We start from the raw sequence: 19,121 nt of genomic DNA, 5'->3' as shown, positions 1-19,121 counted from the left end.
CCATATTATTTTAAAGTTTATAGAAAATTAATTGTTATTATAGCTTTAATGTGTTATTTTGATTTAATGAGGATAAATTTACTGGAGGTAATTAAGGTGATGAAATATAATACTAATAAAAAAATTTATAATTTAGGTGCTTTTAGATTTTATGCTATCCTATTAGGTTTATTTATTATAATTTTGACTTATAAATCTTATAAATTAGTGAAAATTATTTCTCCAATATATTTTAATAAAAATATATTATTCCCCACTCTTTATTGTGTAATACTTTTAATTGGCATTTCTATGCTCTTTAAGGATAAAATAAGTTTAATTCTTAACTTAATAATAAATTTATTATTAAGCATAGTTTACATATTTGATATATTTTATTTTGAATTGAAAGGAGATCTTTTATCCGTTGTTTCTATAAAAAATGGAACACTGGCTAAACTAGTATATTCTAATTCCATATTTAAAATATTAACCTTTAAGGACATGTTGTTTTTTATAGACTTAATTTTTTTAATACCTATTATTTTTATTTATTTTAAAAAAGTTAAATTCACTGTACCTTATTATTTTTACGCTATACCTTCTATTTTGTTTATAACATTAGGTATTACTTTAAATAATAAATACATAAATAAATTGGACAAGGAGCAACCTGGTTTATTGAAAAATATGTCCAACAAACTATATGTATCTAGAATGATAGGAAATATAAACTATCATGCATTAGATGGATATAATTATTTCTTTAGATGGAAAGAAGACACTCCTAACAAGTACTCTAATGAAGAAATTTATAAATTTTTTAATGAATATAGTAAACAAAACTCAGATAATAATCCTTATTTCAAAAAAGGTGAAGGAAAAAATTTAATAGTCCTTCAATTAGAATCTTTGCAGGAATTTGTTATTAATGAAAAATTTAATGGAAAAGAAATAACTCCTAATTTAAATAAGTTTATTAAAAGAAGCGTATATTACAAAAACTGTTTTTATCAAGTAGGAGAAGGAAACACTTCCGATGCAGAATTTTTATTTAATAATTCCCTGTATCCTTCTTCTAATGGTGCAACATATTATAAATATGCAGGAAATACATTTAATTCTCTCCCAAAATCTTTTAGGGAAAAAGGTTATAATTCTTATGTATTTCATGGAAATAATGAAGGCTTTTGGAATAGACATGTTATGTACAATAGCATAGGTTTTGACAAATTTTATGGTATAAAAGACTTTTCTCAAGGTGAAATATTAGGTATGGGAATAAGCGATAAATCTCTTTTTAAAGAGGGATTAGAAAAAATGGATACTTTTAAACAACCTTTTTACTCATTTTTAATTAGTCTGACAAGTCATTATCCTTTTAAAGACGTTGAGGAAATATTTCCTGTTGGTAATTTAAAGGACACTTTTATGGGTGATTACTTAAATTCAATACATTATTTAGATAAAGAACTTGGAATATTTTTGGATAATCTTGAGAAAAAGGGTTATTTAGATAATTCTATAATCGTAATGTATGGAGATCATAATGGAGTTCCTCCATATTTAACAGATGAAATTTACAAAGTAAGAAAAGATTTAGTAAATAATAATTTTAATAATTTTATGTTAAATAAAGTTCCTTTAATTGTACATTTCCCAGAGGATAAATACAAATCTTCTAAAAATGAATGTGTTGGACAAATAGATATGTATAATTTAGTAGCTAATTTATATGGTATAAAAAACCCATATATTTTTGGAAGAGATATTTTATCAACTTCTAATAATAAAGTTTTATTCAACAATGGGTCATTTATATATGAGGATATTTTATATATTTCAAATTTAAATAAATATTTTAATATAAACACTGGGCAGGAATTAATAGAAAATCAAAGACTCATAGATATAAAAGCTCTTTGTAGAAAAGAACTTGACATGGCTCAGCAAGTTTTGAAAGACAACCTTTTATTAATGAACAAGGAATAATGAACAATTTAGGTGAATTTTCTTCTGCTTTGCTACAGAAAGTCTTAAATTTTATTAGATAAAGCAGATAGTTAATCTCTGAATTAGTTCGTTTAGCAAAGCTAAACATCAAGTTTTTATATAATTAAAATCTTTTCGCAATGACAATGGAGAAAAGTTATCCATAATTGTTCATTGTTAGACGTTCACTAAATAAAAAAACTGTGTCGCAGTTTTTTTATTTTATGTTATAATTAATGTGTTTAATAATTTTTATACTAAGGTGGTATTTATATGAAGAAAAAATCTTTAATATATCTTATAATATTCTCATTAATATTTATGTTAGTTGGTTGTAATAAAGAAGAAAAAGTAATCACTAAAGAAAATTACCTTTTAGACACCTTAATACAGCTTAAAGCATATGGTAAAAACTCTGAAAAAGCTACTAATGAAGCTATGGACGCAATATCAGATATAGATGATATTATGTCTCCTACGAAACCTACCAGTGATGTAGTAAAAATAAATAATAATGCTGGAAAAGATTTTGTTAAAATAAATGAAAATACATTAGAAGTTATTAAAACTTCTATAAAGTACTCTAAATTATCTAAGGGAAACTTTGATATAACTGTGGGTCCTCTAGTAAAACTTTGGGGTATTGGTACTGAAAATGCTCGTGTACCTTCAAAAGAAGAAATAGATACTACTTTAAAGCTAATTAACTATGAAAATGTATTAATTGACGAAAAAAATAAGTCTATAAAACTTAAATCTCCAAAGGAAGCCATAGACTTAGGTGGTATAGCAAAAGGATTTGCTGGTGATAAAGCCCGTGAAATCTTAGAAAACAAAGGTATAAAAAGTGCTTATTTAAATTTAGGGGGTAATATTGTAACTATTGGTAATAAAACTGATGGCACTCCTTGGAATATAGGTATACAAGATCCTTTAAGTGATAGAGGTGAATATTTTGGTATAGTAAGGGTGTCTAATAAATCTGTGGTAAGTTCGGGAAATTATGAAAGATTCTTTATTAAGGATAATAAAAGATACCATCATATATTAAATACCAAAACTGGCTATCCTTCAGAAAGTGGTATTTTATCTTCTACTATAATATCAGATAAATCCATTGATGGGGACGCTTTATCCACCATTACATTTATCTTAGGTTTAGAAAAATCTATGGAAATTATAGAAAACATAGATGGTGTAGATGCTATTTTTGTTACTACTGATAAGAAGGTACATACCACATCTAATATAGCTAAAGATTTTAAGTTATCAAGTAAGGAGTATATTTATGAAAAAAGGTGATAAGATAGTTTCTATAATTATAGCCTCAATTATAATTTTAAGCTTTATTGGAATTTATGTTTATAAAAACAGTATTAAATCTGATACTAAAATTGCAGTAATTAAACAAGATGGTAAAATTATAAAAAAAATCAATTTATCTACAATAGATAAAACAGAAACTTTTTTAATAAAATCTAAAAATGGCAATGATGATAATAATGTAAAAATAGAGAAGGGAAAGGTAAGTATTTTAGAAGCTACATGTCCTGATCAGGTATGCGTAAAAGCAGGTCCCATATCTGAACCTGGAGACACCCTAGTTTGTCTTCCTAATAAACTTATAATAGTTATAGAGGGAAAAACTTCTCATGATAAAGATAAACTAGATGCTGTTACCTATTAAATGAGAGGTGATGTTTTGAAAAATATTAAAAAGCTTGTATTTATAAGCTTACTTGTAAGCATAGCTCTAATAATTTACATAGTGGAAGCTCAACTTCCTTTATTATTACCAACAATACCAGGTATAAAACTAGGACTTTCAAACTCAATATCTTTATTTGCCCTACTTACTTTAGGTGGCAAAGAAGCCCTTTTAATTATGTTTTTAAGAACGATTTTAGGTTCTTTTTTAGGAGGAAGCATGTCTTCTTTCTTTTATAGTGTTGCTGGAGGATTGTTTAGCAATATTATTATGATTTTTTTATATAATAAGTTTAAAGACAAGCTAAGCTTATGGTCTATTAGCATAATAGGTGCACTATTTCATAACATAGGTCAGCTGCTGGTGGCTTCTATAATAATTCAAGATTTAAGAATATATATGTATTTACCTATATTAATGCTATCTGGTATTATAACAGGTTATTTTATAGGAATTCTTACTAATTTGCTATACAAACATACTTCTAAAGTGCCACTTGTTAAGAATTTAAAAAATTTAAAATAAAAATCTGTGTTCCAATTATATGGAACACAGATTTTTTTATTTATCTTCAGTTTTCTTAGCTTCTTTAACTTCAGTTGCTGGTTTAGCTTTTGGAGCTACCTTTTGATCTTTCTTAAGATTTGCAATAGCTTTTGTAGGACATTTCTTTACACAAATTCCGCATTGAACACATTTGTCATAGTTTATAACTGGTAAATTATCTACCATTTCTATAGCTTCTACTGGACAATTTCTCGCACAAAGACCACAGGATATACATCCAACAGCACATGAATTCTTAACTGAAATTCCCTTATCATGTGAATTACAAGCAATACGTACTTTCTTTGACATTGGTGTTAATTCAATAACAGCCTTAGGACATATATCTACACAAGCTCCACAGCCTGTACATTTTTCTTCATCTATAACAGCTATTCCATCTTCTATAGTTATAGCATCAAATAAACACACTTGAGTACAACTTCCAAGTCCCATACATCCATATGAGCATTGTTTAGAACCTGCTCCTGGAATATTAGCAGCATCCACACAGGTCATTGCTCCATAATATTCATATTTTTCTTTAGCATTATTACATGTTCCTTGACATTTTACATATGCTTTTTTAGGCTCGGATGTATCCACTGTTACTCCCATTATTTCTGCTATTTTACTAGCACATGCAGCTCCTCCAACAGGACATCCACTCGGTGAAGCTCCTGCATTTACAACTGCATCTGCATAAGCATCACAACCTGCAAATCCACAACCACCACAGTTTGCTCCTGGAAGAGCATCTCTTACTTGAGGTACTCTTGGATCAACTTCTACAGCAAATTTCTTTGATGCATATCCTAATAGAGCACCGAAAATTATACCAAGTCCCCCTAAACTTAAGACAGGGGCTATTAAATTATTTAAATCCACGTTAACACCTCCTAAACTTTTACTTTATATTAGTCCTTGGAATCCTAGAAACGCTATAGCCATTAATCCTGCTGTAACAAGTGTTATTGGTAGACCTTTTAGTGCTTCTGGTATATATTCGTTAGTATCTAACTTTTCTCTAATTCCTGCAAGTAAAACAAGGGCTAATGTAAATCCTAGTGCCGCTCCTACAGAGTTTACTAATGATTCAATTAAAGTATATCCTTCATCACTGTTAATAACTGCAACTCCTAGAACAGCACAGTTTGTTGTTATTAAAGGTAAGAATATACCTAATGCTTTATACAAATCAGGACTTACCTTTTTAATTACCATCTCAACAAATTGAACTAGAGATGCTATAACAAGTATAAATGCCAATGTTGATAAATATGTTATCTCAAATTTTACTAGTATAAATTTTTCAACTAAATAAGTCATAATAGACGCTAACGCCATAACAAACGTAACTGCTGCCCCCATTCCTGTAGCAGTTTCTACTTTTTTGGAAACACCAAGGAAAGGACATATTCCTAAGAATCTAGATAAAACGAAGTTATTAACTAATAGCGCACTTAAAAATATGGTAAATATCTTCATATCCTTTAAAATCCACCTTTCTTATAAAATAAGCTTCAACTTATTTTTAATTGTTTTTAGCTTTCTTTAATTTTCTAGCATTTAATATTGCCAATAATATTCCTAATGTAAAGAAAGCTCCAGGTGCAAGTATCATTATTAGTGCTGGATTATATGCTTGTGGCATTAATCTCCAACCAAATACTGTTCCATTTCCTAATAATTCTCTTATTATTCCTAGTACAGTTAAGGATAAAGTAAATCCTAATCCCATTCCCAAACCATCAAATAACGAGCTTACTATACCATTTTTTGATGCATAAGCTTCCGCTCTTCCAAGTATAATACAGTTAACAACTATAAGTGGTATAAATATACCTAAAGACTTATTTAAATCTGGAAGATATGCTTTAAGTAAAAATTGCAACACTGTAACAAAAGTAGCTATTATAGTTATATATGCCGGTATACGAATTTCATCTGGAATAACTTTTCTAAGTAATGATATAGCTACGTTTGATCCTATTAATACAACAGTTGTTGATAATCCCATTCCTGCCCCATTCATAGCACTTGAAGTTACCGCTAGGGTTGGACACATTCCTAATACCTGAACAAAAGTTGGATTTTCTCTAATAATACCATTGTATAATCTATCACCCATTGACATTATTAATTTCCTCCTTTCAATTTGGAGTTATAAAATTCTATTGCTTTATTAACCCCATCTGTTACTGCATTACTTGTTATTGTAGCACCTGTTATAGCTGCTATTTCAGTATCCTTTGATGCAGTTCCTTTAACTACTGAAAGTTTTTCAGTTGGCTTATCCTTATATTGATCTGAAAAATCTGGGCTATCAGCATGAGCTCCAAGTCCTGGTGTTTCTGAATGATTTAAAACCTTTATACCAGTAATTTTCCCCTCTGTTGATATACCAACCATCATTTCAATAGCACCACCATATCCTTTAGGTGCAACTTTTATAGTATATCCCTTAACTTCAGAACCTTCTTTACCTTCTGATAAAGATAATATTCCTTCATCTAATTCTACATCCTTCTTCTCTTCAAAAGTAGATGCTACTGGAAGTATTTCTTTATTTGCTTCGTCTATAGTTTTCTTAGCTTGAATAGCTATAGGCTCTGCTGTTACTTGATTAATACCACCAAGTATTAATCCACAGACACCTGCTATAATTAATAAAACAATACCTAATTTTAAAATACCATTTTTCTTCATATTACTTCACCTTCCCAAATGTTCTAGGTGTTGTCCATCTTTCTATAAGTGGAACAAATAAGTTCATAATAAGTATAGAGTAAGATACTCCTTCTGGATATCCACCAAATATACGTATAAGAGAAGTAATAATTCCGCATCCAATACCAAATATAATTCTTCCTTTTGGTGTAATTGGACAAGTTGCATAGTCAGTTGCCATAAATATAGCCCCTATCATTAATCCACCTACAAATAATTCATAAATTACATTTCCTGATCTTCCTGCAATAGCAGTTATTATTAAAGTAGTTCCTATAAAAGTTACTGGTATTTTCCAGTCAATTACTCTTTTATATAGAAGATAAGCTCCGCCTAAAAGTAATGCTAAAGCTGAAGTTTCTCCTATACATCCACCAACATGTCCTATAAAAGCATCCATTACTCCTGGTAGAGTTGCTCCAGTTGCTTCAGCTCCCTTTAATATTGCAAGTGGTGTAGCAGTTGTAGCTCCATCTAAAGTCCAAGTTGTCATTTGAACTGGCCAAGAAGCAAGTAACATTGCTCTTCCTGCTAATGCTGGGTTAACTACATTTTGACCTAAGCCACCAAAAAATTGTTTTACAATAATAATAGAGAAAAATCCTCCAATTACTGGTAACCATAATGGCACTGATGCCGGTAAGTTAAATGCTAATAATAATCCTGTAACAACTGCACTTAAGTCACTTATTGTAACTTTTTGTTTAGTTGCTTTTTGCCATATGTATTCCGCTAATACACAGGATATTACTGATGCAAGTATAACTAGTAATGCTTCCATTTTAAAGAAATATACACCTGCAACTGTAGCTGGTAATAATGCTATAATAACATCTCTCATTATAGATTGTGTAGTGTCTTTTTCACGTATATGTGGAGATGATGACACTGTATACATTGTTGTTTCAGACATTAAAATTCACCTCTCTAAAATTATTTCTTTCTAGATGCTGCTTTTTTACCTGAACGTATTCTTTGCAATAAATGTCTTCTTGCTGGACATATGAAAGAACAACATCCACATTCAATACAATCTCTTCCATTAAACTCATTAAACATATCATAATTTCTTATAGATGATGCTACTGCAAGTTTTGTTGGAATTAAATTCATTGGGCAAACTTGTACACATTTACCACAATTTATACAATTTGATTCATCTTCGATTTCTGCAACCTTTTTAGTTAAGCATAATATTCCAGATGTTCCCTTTGCTGCTGGTACATCTAATGAATACATAGCTATTCCCATCATAGGTCCACCTGAGATTACTTTATAAGGTTCTTCTAAGAAACCGCCTGCAGCTTCTACTAATTCTTTTACAGAAGTTCCTATTCTAAATCTAATATTTTTAGGTTCTTTTATAGCATCTCCTGTTACTGTAACTACTCTTGAAACAAGAGCTTTTCCATTTACTACTGCATTGTATATCTCATATACTGTATCTACGTTTTGAACAATACATCCTGCATCAGCTGGTAATCCGCCTGATGGAACTTCTTTCCCAATTAAAGCATATATTAATTGTTTTTCTGCTCCTTGAGGATATTTAGTTTTAACAGATTTAACTTCTATTCTTTCTTCACCACTAGCTGCTTCTTTCATAGCTTTTATAGCATTTGGCTTATTGTCTTCAATTCCTATAAGACCTTTAGCATTTGGGAATAATTTAAGTATTACCTTTAATCCTTTAATTATTTCCTTACTATGTTCTAACATCATTCTGTGGTCACAAGTTAAGTAAGGTTCGCATTCAGCAGCATTTACTACTATATATTCTATTTTTTTATCTGGTGGTGGAGTTAACTTTACATTTGTAGGGAAAGTTGCTCCTCCCATACCTACTATACCTGCTTCTTTTACTATATTTATTATTTCTTCATTAGATAATTTTGTGTAATCCCTTTTTTGGGTTTCCACTTCTTCATACTGTCCATCATTTTCTATGATAACAGCTTTGCACTTAGCACCATTAAATTGAGTTATTTCTGATACATTCTTAACAGTACCTGAAACACTGGCGTGAACGTTTGCAGAAATAAATCCCTTTGCTTCACCTATTTTTTGTCCAACTAAAACCCTATCTCCTTTTTTAACTATAGGTTCTGCTGGTGCACCAATATGCTGTGACATAGGAATAACTATATCTCCCTCTGGTAAATATTCTTCAATTGCTTTGTTTTCACTGTAATGTTTACCATGAGGAGGATGTACTCCATTTTTAAACGTTAATATTTCCATAAAGACCCTCCTATCTCTTAATTTACACTTAATTAACTGCAAAATATAGTTAAATCATAAACAATGTCCATCCTCAATATTAAATTGTTATGTGAACCATGTCAAGAGTTTTTGGCTAATTTGAAATCTATGCCTTATCTTTAAAACCCAGCTTGTATCCATACTATCTATATTATACATTATTTTATGTGGAAAACTAATATTGTAGTAATAGTGAAACAAATGAATGAATTTCGACATACTATTTCATTTAAATTATAGCCTGCAATTATACTTGCACTATTCAAAGCTTTTTCTTACCATGTTCTATGGAATATGGTATAATATATTAAAACTTATCAAAGTAGAATAAAATAGGACAGGTGTATTTTATGGATATAACTAGAATACTTCATTTATCTACCTTTGCAGGTGAAATAATGCTCCAAAGTGGAGCAGAAATATATAGAGTAGAAGAAACTGTTTATAGAATTTGTGTATCCTACAGGTTAAAAGAGGTAGATGTATTTGCTACACCTACAGGCATAATAATCTCCGCTACAGATGAAAATAATAATACCATATCAAAAGTCAAAAGAATTAAATCTCGTACTGTAGATTTAGATAAAGTCTCTAGAGTAAATAATCTCTCTAGAGATATATGTACTAAAAACCTTTCTTTAGCATTAGTTCAAGCTTCACTTGAAAATATAAATAAATCCGAAAAGTATAGTAAGAAAACTATCTTTATAGCTTCTTCCATAGTTGCAGGTTTTTTTACCTTAGTTTATGGAGGAAATAGTAGAGATTTTTTAGTATCTCTTTTCATAGGCCCAATTATACAATTTTTTTCTATACTTTTATGTAAAATTCAAACAAATTCTTTTTTTATAAATGCCTTAGGAGGGGCTATTGCATCTTTTATAGCTCTATTAGGAACTTCTATTGGAGTTGGACATAGTACAGATCACATAGTAATAGGTTCTGTAATGCTTTTGGTTCCTGGATTAATTATAACAAATGCAATAAGAGATACCATAGAGGGGGACTTAATAACAGGTCTTACTCGTGCCTCTGAAGCTTTCTTAATTGCAATAGCTATTGCTCTAGGTAGTGGTGTTGTTTTTTCATTATGGCTTTATTTAGGAGGAAAATATCAATGATACTTCTACATTCTTTTTTTGCTTTTATAGCCACCTTTGCTTTTAGTATACTTTTCAACATAAAAGGCAGAAACACCTTTTTTGCTGCTGTTGGTGGTGGATTAGGATGGTTTGTATATAGCTTTTCTTTAAAGTTAGATTTTTCCACAATACTTTCTTTTTTTTATGCTTCTATAGTAGTTGCTATTTATTCCGAAACCATGGCTAGAATATTAAAAACTCCTGTAACAACCATCTTAATTTGTGCTATAATCCCTTTAGTTCCAGGAAGTGGAATGTATTACACTATGCTAGAAACTATAAAAGGTGATATTAATAAAGCTCTTTCAGAAGGTCTTATCACTCTCACTATAGCTGGAGTTATTGCCATTGGAATTATATTAGTTTCGTCTATAGTAAAACTAATAAACTATTATAAAACATATAAAAAAGGATTAAAGTAAAATTAGTTTTACTTTAATCCTTTTTTGATATTCTAAACTTTAATATCTTCCCTTTTATTTCATAAACATGGTCAAAGTTGATATCAATTCATCTATCTTCTCTTCAGGCATAGATTCAGCATCTTGCACAAAACAACCTTTAGCATAGTTTTGAAGTATTAAGCTCCCTACTTTATTTATTGCAGCTCTAATTGCAGCAATTTGAATCAAAACCTCTTTACACCCAGCATCTCTTTCCAACATATTTTGAATACCCTTAACTTGACCCTCTATTCTCTTTAATCTATTTTGTAAATCTTTTTTCACTAAATTCTCATTGTCCATAGAAATCACTCCTGTTAGTACCATTATGGGGTATGTAAATATTATTATAATATTTATTCATTTGTTAATCAATACACAAAATAAAAATTTCGCAAAGCAAAACTTTTGCTAATGAACAATTATGGACATTTTTTCTCCATTGACATTACAAAAAAATTTTAATTTTATAAAATACATCAAGATTTAAAATAAATGAACTGTTATATAATATAATAATTTATTTTAATTATTTACTATTAATCTAGCGACTGTGTCGCAAGCCGGTAGGCTGCCTTGAATTTATTTTAGTTGTTTATTAAACAAAAGCTTTTAAGTCTATTTTTTTATGCTGCGAATCAAAGAATATTATATAAATGCTTCTCATATTCTTTTAATATAAATACTTTTTAAAGGTGATTTAATTGAAAAGAAAATATATTTTTTTTATATTATTAGTTTCTTCTATATCCTTTATATTTATAAACTTTTCTATAGGAAATTTTAAGCTTCCTAAAAAAAACAAAGAGCTAAATCATTATACAAATAAGTTAATAGAAAATATAAATTCACAACCTAATTATCAATGTCTAATAGTAGATACTAATTTCTACAGAGAAGAAAATTTACAAAAAGAACATCTTTCAATTATAAAAAATTTCTTAAACAATATTAATAAAAATTCCTTTATTTTATACGATGAAAAAAAAGTGCCTAAAAATCCGCCCTATAAGATGTTTCTTATATTTCATAATGAAAAGTTTGTAATTAATGTATATAACGAAAACTATGTATCAATACATTCTTGGGATGGTTATCATAAAATGGATTATATAAACACATCCTCTATACCCTATTCCTATAATTTATATAATCTATGTAATTTTTTAATACCACGATAAAAAACTAGTTGGATATATTAGTTTTTTATTAATATATCAACTAGCTTTTTTATTTTAAAATTTCTTTAGTTTCTTATTATATTAAATAAATCTATATGGTATTATGAGCAAAGGATGCTATTCTATCAATAGGAATATCTGCTATTGATCCAGTGTTAGTTCCTCCACAAATAGGTCCTCCTGGTACACTTTGTCCGGGTTCTACACCCTCTTGAATACCTGAACAACAGTTTCCAAGAGCACATGCAGGTGCTGGTCCCATTCTAGTTAAAAGTCTTACAAAATCTTCATTAACTGCTAAAAGAACTCCTGTAAATCCAGCTCCTGAATCTCCTCCGCTAGTAGTAAAGATTGTAACTACTTTTCCCACAAAATCTTCCAAGTGATCTGCAAAAGTATCTTCTCCAATAGGCATTTCACTTTACCTCCTATAGTAGTATATTTTCAGACTCTTTTTAGTCTTTACTCTATATTATGTTTTTAATCTTAAATTGTTACTTTTAATATTTTTATGTGATATTATGGATAAAAGCTACTATTTTATCTATTGGTATATCCACTTCACAACCTAATTGGTTAATTTGTATATGCTCTTTTTGAGATTTTTCTATATTTTCCTCTTCTACCACCTTTTCATGAGATTCTCCTATATTCCTAACTTCTATTACTTTTTCATAAGATTCTCCTATGTTTTCCACTTCTATTACTTTTTCATAAAGTTCTTCTATAATTTCCACCTCTATTATTTTTTCATAATCTTCCTTTTCATAAATTATTTCTTCATAATATGGAAAATTTACATCTTGTAACTTATATTTATAAATCTGAGATTTATTTTTATCAATATGCTCTTTCATTTCCACCTCCAAGGCTTGATCATTCTCTCTATTCTCTTTTTTATGTTTTGAATATATTTCACTACAATAATTAGTCCAATTTAGAAAACTATTAAATTCACACCAATAAATACAATCCATTATTATACAATAGAGAAAACCACAAACTATAAATTTTATATGGATATTCTTTTCCTCCTGACTAAAATAAAATCTCTTCATATAATACACAATATGTATATATTAAAAAATAGCTACAACTTTATACCAAATTGACAAGGAATGTTGTTATCAATTGATAATATATTTCATTATTTTTTTCATGTGAATCATGGACATTATCAAGAAAATCTAATATAATGATATTATCATTTGAAAACTCGGAGGATATATTATGAATATTTATGAAGAAGGTAAAAAAGTTTCTTTAATCACCATATTGTTAAATATAATATTGTGTGTATTTAAAGTCGTTGCAGGTATATTAGGTAAAAGTAGCGCCATGATAGCTGATGGTATACACACTCTCTCAGATGTAATTACAACTTTTATGGTCATATTGGGATTAAAAATTTCAAATAAAGAAAAAGATAAGGAGCACCCCTACGGACACGAAAAGTTTGAGCCTGTTTTCGCTAAAATAATAAGTACTCTTTTACTTTTAACAGGTATATTTATAGCTTATGAAGGAATAAAAATATTGAGAAGTGGAAATTATAACACTCCAGGTAGAATAGCTCTAATGGCTGCATTTATATCTATAATATTTAAAGAATTTATGTATAGATATACAATTAATACTGCGAAAAAAATAGACAGTATTTCCATGGAAGCAGATGCATGGCATCATAGATCTGATGCTCTATCTTCAATAGGTACTTTTTTAGGTATTTTTGGTGCAAGAGCTGGTTTTAAAATTTTAGATCCCTTAACTGGTATAGTTGTTAGTTTCTGTATTATAAAAGTTGCTATTGAATTCTATCTAAAATCCGTTAAAAAATTAGTAGATACTTCCGCAGATGAAGGTATTATTAATAAAATTAAAGATGAAACCTTAAAAATCACTGGAGTCAAAAGTATCCATGATTTAAAAACTAGAATGTTTGGAAATAAAGTATATGTAGATATTGAAATATGTGTAAATAGTGAAATGACTGTTGCGGAAAGTCATAATATAGCTACAAAAGTTCATGACAATATAGAAAGTGAAATAGAAAATATAAAACATTGCATGGTTCACGTGGAACCCTTTTATAATGAATAACTAACAACTAACAGTGAATAATTATGGATATTTTTCTTCGCTTTGCTCTGAAAAATTTTAATTTTATCAAGTATGGTATCCATGTTCATCTTTAACCGAACATGAATTATATACAATTAAAAACTTTTCGTAATGACTATCTGGAAAAGTTCTCCTTAGTTATTCACTATTCACTATTAGTTATTCACTATTTTTGGTTAGCTAATCAAAAATGCATAGTATCCTTTTAAGGCTTCATATATATCTGCCTTGCTTGCTACTTCCCAAGGAGCATGCATATTTTGAAGAGCTATACCACAGTCTATAACTTCCATTCCATAGTGAGCTAATATATAGGCTATAGTCCCCCCTCCACCTTGATCTACTTTTCCAAGTTCAGCTGTTTGCCAATACACATTGTGTTCATCCATAATCCGTCTTAGTTCTGCAATAAATTCTGGATTAGCATCATTACAACCAGATTTTCCTCTAGCTCCTGTATATTTATTAAATACTAATCCTTTTCCAAAATAAGCCGCATTTCTTTTTTCCATTACTGATGGATAATTTGGATCATAGGCTGCACTTACATCAGCAGATAGCATTCTAGAATTAGCTAAGGCTTTTCTTAAATTTAATTCACTATATTGATTAGAACAATCCATTACTTCAGCTACAGCATTTTCAAAGAACTTCGATTGCATACCTGTAGCCCCAACGCTTCCTATTTCCTCTTTATCAACTAATAAAGTAATACAAGTTTTTTCAGTATTTTCTAAACTCATTATAGCTTCAAAAGAAGTATAGGAACAAATTCTATCATCTTGACCATAACCTATTACCATACTTTTGTCTAATCCATAATCTCTAGCTTTTCCCGCAGGTACAACTTCCAATTCTGCTGATACAAAGTCTTCTTCGCATATATCATATTTTTCATTTAATATTTTTAAAATATTATCTTTAACAGGATTTTTTGACTCTCCATTCTTTAATGGAATACTTCCTATTAGTATATTTAAATCTTCTCCTTCTATTCCCTTTTTTAACTTCTTTTCTAGTTGATCTCCTGCTAGATGAATTAAAAGATCTGATATTCCTATAACTGGCTCATCATCCTCTTCTCCTATTACTATTTCTTTTTTAGTTCCATCTTTTTTAACAACCACTCCGTGCAATGCTAAAGGAAGTGTTACCCATTGATATTTTTTTATACCGCCATAGTAATGAGTTTCAAAAAAAGCCAAATCTGTATCTTCATAAAGAGGATTTTGTTTTAAATCCAATCGTGGAGAATCCACATGAGCTCCAAGTATATTCATTCCTTCCACCATAGGTTTTTTACCAATTACAAATAAAGCTAATGTCTTATCTTTATTATTTACATATACCTTTTGTCCTGGATTTAATTTTTCACCTTTTCTAAATATATCTTCTAAATTTTTATATTCGTTTTCTTCTGCTATTTTTATAAATTCTTTTATACACTCTCTTTCTGTTTTACATTCTGATAAAAATCTCTTATATCTTTCAGCTATTTCAAATACATTTTTCATATCATTTTCATCATAATTATTCCAAACATAATTATATTTTTTTTCTAAAATATTTTGTTTCATATCCGCACTCTAATTAATTAGAGTATTCACCTCCATTTATATATTTAGGTTTAAATTTACTCATTTACTATTATATCATTAATTCTTACATCCCATTCATACATAGGTACAAAATCTACAATTTGAAAAGAATAGGCTAACCCAACTTTAGGAGTATCTTTTTTAAGTCTTTTAAAAAACTTATCATAAAAGCCCCCTCCATATCCTAGTCTTCCCCCTTTATTATCAAAAGCTAATCCCGGTGTGAAAACTATATCTATTTCCATAGGATCTACTTTTCGAGAAAAATCTACAGGCTCTAATATTCCTTTTTCCCCTGGCTTCAATTCTGAAAAACTCTTTATTTCTATTACTTCCATTCCATCTTTTAAAGATATTATTTTAGGTACACATACTCTTTTATTATCTTTTAGGGCTCTTTTTATAATTTCATGAGTATGTACTTCTGATTTATAACTCACAAATATAAATATACAATTTGCTTCTTTGTAATATTTACTTTCTATAACTCTTTCAAATATATTTCCATCATATTCATTTATTTTATCTTTAGATAAACCATCTCTTTTTACCATACTCTTTTCCCTTAGTTCTTTTTTATCAATCATGCTACTTCATCCTAACTTTTATTTATTCTTGAGATTCTCTTCTTTCATTCTAGCTCCTATGGTGTCTACTGGGCTACTATTAGAATTTAGATTATATCTGTAATTTGCGGCCGCTGCCTCTATTATTACTGCAATATTTCTTCCAGGTCTTATTGGTAAAGTTATTTTTCTTACTGGTACATTTAAAATATCCCTATTAATTTCATCTATGCCTAATCTATCATAATCCTGATCCTTTTTCCATTGTTCTAAGTGTATAATCACTCCAATAGTTTTTATATCTAACACAGAGCTTAAACCATATAAAGAGGGGACATCTATAATACCTAGCCCCCTAACTTCTAACATACCAGAAGTTACATAAGGAGAACTTCCTATAAGCTTTCCTTCAATTTCTTTTATATCCACAGCATCATCTGCCACTAATCTATGCCCTCTTTTTATAAGTTCTAGAGCCGTTTCACTTTTACCTATACCGCTTTCTCCAGTAATAAGAATACCTATGCCATAAACGTCCACTAAAACTCCGTGTAATCTTGTTTCCGGAGCTAATTTTTCATCTAAATAATTCATTAGTTTACTGGTAAATCTCGTTGATATATTACTAGTGTTTAACAGCCATCTGTTGTATTTTCTTGAATTCTCTAATACTTCTTTATGAGGTTTCAAATTTCTTGTAATTATTACGCAGGGAGTTTCAAACTGAAAAAATTTAGCCACTCTTTTCTTCCTAAGTTCCGGACTCATAACATCTAAAAAACTCCATTCAGTTTTGCCTATAAGTTGTACCCTTTCATTTGCAAAATAATTATAGAATCCTGAAAATTGAAGACCTGGTCTATTTATATCGCTTATATTCAATTCTATATCATCTTTGCCTTTATTTAATACTTCTAATTTTAAATCTTCTACTAGATTTTTAACCAAAACTCCCATAATTGCTCCTCCTTATAATTTAAGAAAAGGGTAAAATTTAAATTTTACCCATAGTTTTAAGTATTCCATTAGATATAGCTTTAGCATATTTATCTAAGTATTCATCACTTTTTAATTTTTCCACATCAGAAGGATTTGTGACAAACCCTAACTCTGCTAAAACCGTAGCTGTTGCTTTGGAGTTATTAACTAAATACAGCCAATTTCCATCTTTTAATCCTCTATTATATGTTCCAACTTCTTTTACTATATTATTTTGTATAGCTAAAGCAAGTCTTCTACTTTCTTCGTTCCCAACATTATATAGTGTTTCTGTTCCACTAGCACCAGAACTCTCAAAAGAATTACAATGTATACTTACAAAATATCTTGCACCAGCTGCATTGGATATATCAACTCTCTTTTGCAAACTCTCATTTACGGTCATACCATTTTTTGAACGCTGATCTGTTTTTCTTGTGTATACAACATCTACTCCATGTTTTTCTAGTATAGCACCAACCTTTAATCCAACTTTTAATGCAACTTCATCCTCTACTACTCCTCCAACTGCACCTGTGTCTCTTCCCATACCGTGACCTGGATCTATGGTTACTACATTGTTATTTGTACTATGTCCTTTTACATTCAAAGTAAGTATTATTTGTTGATTATAGCCTGCCACTGTTCCTTTATAAGTATACGTTCCTGCAACACTTGTGTTTACATTCTTATTATCCCATATAACTCCTACTTTTTTCACACTACCATTACTCATAGTAGCTTGTACAAAAGTAGGTAATGTATAAGAACTACCTGTACTTATATTCTCACTTATATTTTTAATAGAGCTTATTATAGGCTTTTCTTTAGTATTATCAGATAGATTTAGAGAATTTAGAATTCCTCTAGATATTCCTAAAGCTGCATTGTATTGAAAATTACTATCTGCTAGTATATTAGTTTCCTCAGCATTACTCATAAATCCTAGATTCACCATTATTGCATGAGCCTGCGTACCAAGTAATATTTCATGTTCTGGAAGTGCTGGTTTTATTCCTCTATTTCTTCCTTGGGTATTGTTTATTACTTCATCTTGTACTGCTTTACTTAAATTTTGTGAAATAGAATCCCAATCTCTATAATATGTTTCTATACCGCTGTCAATAGGGTTATCACTATAATTACAATGTATACTCACAAAATAATCAGCCTTATTATTGTTTGCCATATTAAATCGATAGTTAAGATCTTCATCACTACTCCAAGGGATATTATCATCTTTTCTAGTGTAAATTACATTAATCCCTTTTTCCTCTAACATCTTTCCAACTTCTAACGCCACAGATAAGTTTATAGATTTTTCTTTAAGTCCATAAGGAGATACATAACCACTATCTTCGCCTCCATGCCCTGCATCAATACAAACGGTATAGCTTTTATATTCATCATCCTTATTTCTAATTGTAAAATCTAATTTTGCAGATTTTATTAATTTCTTTCCTGATTTAGATTTTACACCATCCTTTAAGATCATTTTATATTTTTTTTCAAAATCATATGATTTTGAAGGCGTGACTACTACCGTTTTACCCTTAGATCCTATCTCTAATTTCACAGGAACTTTTCCACCATTTTCGTTTAAAACCACTATATTATCTCCTGTTATAGTGGCAGGATCTAGTGTATTGTTAAACTTTACAGTCCAAGACTTTCTCGAATGTACATTTAACTCTACACCTTTGTCATCATAAACTTCTTCTGCTTTAACAAAATTAAAGCTTCCTAAAAACGTAAAAACTGCTACTGCTACAAATAAAAACCACCATTTCTTTTTATTTTTCATGATCAACCTCCATTACTTTTTCCTATCTGTAGACTTAACATATATATTATAATATATATTATATAAATATG

General features: G+C 29.3%; 21 protein-coding genes. 8 read left to right on the top strand and 13 right to left on the bottom strand.

What is annotated here, in order from left to right; translation table 11 throughout:
• Positions 1-99 precede the first annotated feature (99 nt).
• The 4 genes from B5D21_RS03275 (at position 100) to B5D21_RS03260 (ending at position 4,204) form a co-directional block, all read left to right on the top strand.
• Positions 100-1,971: an LTA synthase family protein gene (locus B5D21_RS03275; RefSeq protein ID WP_035125394.1), complete on the top strand. Its 1,872-nt coding sequence runs from the start codon at positions 100-102 to the stop codon at positions 1,969-1,971.
• A gap of 273 nt (positions 1,972-2,244) precedes the next feature.
• Positions 2,245-3,273, top strand: a complete 1,029-nt coding sequence (locus B5D21_RS03270) for an FAD:protein FMN transferase (RefSeq protein ID WP_011099275.1) — start codon at positions 2,245-2,247, stop codon at positions 3,271-3,273.
• Positions 3,260-3,658 carry a NusG domain II-containing protein gene (locus tag B5D21_RS03265; protein WP_011099274.1) on the top strand — a complete coding sequence of 133 codons (399 nt, stop codon included), beginning with the start codon at positions 3,260-3,262 and terminating at the stop codon, positions 3,656-3,658. Before B5D21_RS03270 ends, B5D21_RS03265 begins: the two co-directional genes overlap by 14 nt.
• Complete coding sequence (locus tag B5D21_RS03260) at positions 3,659-4,204, top strand: Gx transporter family protein (protein WP_011099273.1); 546 nt, start codon at positions 3,659-3,661, stop codon at positions 4,202-4,204.
• Between the two features lie 36 nt (positions 4,205-4,240).
• On the opposite strand, the gene rnfB is transcribed toward B5D21_RS03260, so the two are convergent.
• From rnfB to rsxC, 6 genes are read right to left on the bottom strand one after another with little or no spacing between them, the layout of a single operon-like run.
• A complete protein-coding gene (gene rnfB, locus B5D21_RS03255; RefSeq protein ID WP_011099272.1) occupies positions 4,241-5,113 on the bottom strand; it encodes an RnfABCDGE type electron transport complex subunit B in 873 nt (290 codons plus the stop codon).
• A gap of 24 nt (positions 5,114-5,137) precedes the next feature.
• Positions 5,138-5,713, bottom strand: a complete 576-nt coding sequence (gene rsxA / locus B5D21_RS03250; protein ID WP_011099271.1) for an electron transport complex subunit RsxA — start codon at positions 5,711-5,713, stop codon at positions 5,138-5,140.
• Between the two features lie 46 nt (positions 5,714-5,759).
• The gene (gene rsxE, locus B5D21_RS03245; RefSeq protein WP_011099270.1) at positions 5,760-6,362 is read right to left on the bottom strand and encodes an electron transport complex subunit RsxE; all 603 of its coding nucleotides are present in this window, start codon (positions 6,360-6,362) and stop codon (positions 5,760-5,762) included.
• A 2-nt stretch (positions 6,363-6,364) separates the two neighbouring features.
• On the bottom strand, positions 6,365-6,934 hold the full coding sequence (locus tag B5D21_RS03240; protein ID WP_011099269.1) for an RnfABCDGE type electron transport complex subunit G: 570 nt from the start codon (positions 6,932-6,934) through the stop codon (positions 6,365-6,367).
• A gap of 1 nt (position 6,935) precedes the next feature.
• Positions 6,936-7,868 (bottom strand): RnfABCDGE type electron transport complex subunit D, encoded by a 933-nt coding sequence (locus tag B5D21_RS03235; protein WP_011099268.1) that lies wholly within the window; start codon positions 7,866-7,868, stop codon positions 6,936-6,938.
• Positions 7,869-7,888: 20 nt separating this feature from the next.
• Positions 7,889-9,196: an electron transport complex subunit RsxC gene (gene rsxC, locus B5D21_RS03230; protein ID WP_035125328.1), complete on the bottom strand. Its 1,308-nt coding sequence runs from the start codon at positions 9,194-9,196 to the stop codon at positions 7,889-7,891.
• Between the two features lie 371 nt (positions 9,197-9,567).
• Here rsxC and B5D21_RS03225 point away from each other — a divergent pair, with 371 nt between their 5' ends.
• Together B5D21_RS03225 and B5D21_RS03220 are read left to right on the top strand one after the other, a co-directional pair.
• Complete coding sequence (locus tag B5D21_RS03225; protein ID WP_035125330.1) at positions 9,568-10,338, top strand: threonine/serine exporter family protein; 771 nt, start codon at positions 9,568-9,570, stop codon at positions 10,336-10,338.
• Positions 10,338-10,781, top strand: a complete 444-nt coding sequence (locus tag B5D21_RS03220; RefSeq protein ID WP_035110492.1) for a threonine/serine exporter family protein — start codon at positions 10,338-10,340, stop codon at positions 10,779-10,781. Before B5D21_RS03225 ends, B5D21_RS03220 begins: the two co-directional genes overlap by 1 nt.
• A gap of 54 nt (positions 10,782-10,835) precedes the next feature.
• On the opposite strand, the gene B5D21_RS03215 is transcribed toward B5D21_RS03220, so the two are convergent.
• Positions 10,836-11,105, bottom strand: coding sequence for a metal-sensitive transcriptional regulator (locus B5D21_RS03215; RefSeq protein ID WP_035110094.1), 270 nt, complete (start codon positions 11,103-11,105; stop codon positions 10,836-10,838).
• 401 nt (positions 11,106-11,506) lie between these two features.
• Between B5D21_RS03215 and B5D21_RS03210 the strand changes: the two genes are divergently transcribed.
• A complete protein-coding gene (locus tag B5D21_RS03210; RefSeq protein ID WP_011099264.1) occupies positions 11,507-11,983 on the top strand; it encodes a DUF4883 family protein in 477 nt (158 codons plus the stop codon).
• 91 nt (positions 11,984-12,074) lie between these two features.
• Here the strand turns inward: B5D21_RS03210 and B5D21_RS03205 are convergent, their stop codons facing one another.
• On the bottom strand, positions 12,075-12,398 hold the full coding sequence (locus tag B5D21_RS03205) for an LSm family protein (RefSeq protein WP_011099263.1): 324 nt from the start codon (positions 12,396-12,398) through the stop codon (positions 12,075-12,077).
• Between the two features lie 94 nt (positions 12,399-12,492).
• Positions 12,493-13,041 (bottom strand): hypothetical protein, encoded by a 549-nt coding sequence (locus B5D21_RS13885; protein WP_128993683.1) that lies wholly within the window; start codon positions 13,039-13,041, stop codon positions 12,493-12,495.
• 172 nt (positions 13,042-13,213) lie between these two features.
• On the opposite strand from B5D21_RS13885, the gene B5D21_RS03195 reads away from it, so the two are divergent.
• Positions 13,214-14,083 carry a cation diffusion facilitator family transporter gene (locus B5D21_RS03195; protein ID WP_011099261.1) on the top strand — a complete coding sequence of 290 codons (870 nt, stop codon included), beginning with the start codon at positions 13,214-13,216 and terminating at the stop codon, positions 14,081-14,083.
• 197 nt (positions 14,084-14,280) lie between these two features.
• Here the strand turns inward: B5D21_RS03195 and B5D21_RS03190 are convergent, their stop codons facing one another.
• From B5D21_RS03190 to B5D21_RS03175, 4 genes are read right to left on the bottom strand one after another with little or no spacing between them, the layout of a single operon-like run.
• Positions 14,281-15,681 (bottom strand): aminopeptidase, encoded by a 1,401-nt coding sequence (locus B5D21_RS03190; RefSeq protein WP_011099260.1) that lies wholly within the window; start codon positions 15,679-15,681, stop codon positions 14,281-14,283.
• 56 nt (positions 15,682-15,737) lie between these two features.
• Positions 15,738-16,289, bottom strand: coding sequence for a 5-formyltetrahydrofolate cyclo-ligase (locus B5D21_RS03185; protein WP_011099259.1), 552 nt, complete (start codon positions 16,287-16,289; stop codon positions 15,738-15,740).
• Between the two features lie 18 nt (positions 16,290-16,307).
• Positions 16,308-17,225 carry an HPr(Ser) kinase/phosphatase gene (gene hprK, locus B5D21_RS03180; protein WP_011099258.1) on the bottom strand — a complete coding sequence of 306 codons (918 nt, stop codon included), beginning with the start codon at positions 17,223-17,225 and terminating at the stop codon, positions 16,308-16,310.
• A 37-nt stretch (positions 17,226-17,262) separates the two neighbouring features.
• Entirely contained in the window at positions 17,263-19,050 is a 1,788-nt protein-coding gene (locus B5D21_RS03175; protein ID WP_035125334.1) for an N-acetylmuramoyl-L-alanine amidase, read from the bottom strand.
• Between the last annotated feature and the right edge of the window lie 71 nt (positions 19,051-19,121).

Source organism: Clostridium tetani (genome assembly GCF_900167265.1).
Classification (GTDB): Bacteria; Bacillota; Clostridia; order Clostridiales; family Clostridiaceae; genus Clostridium_G; species Clostridium_G tetani.
The sequence above is the reverse complement of the archived record's forward strand: the minus strand, read 5'-3'. Positions and strand labels throughout refer to the sequence as shown.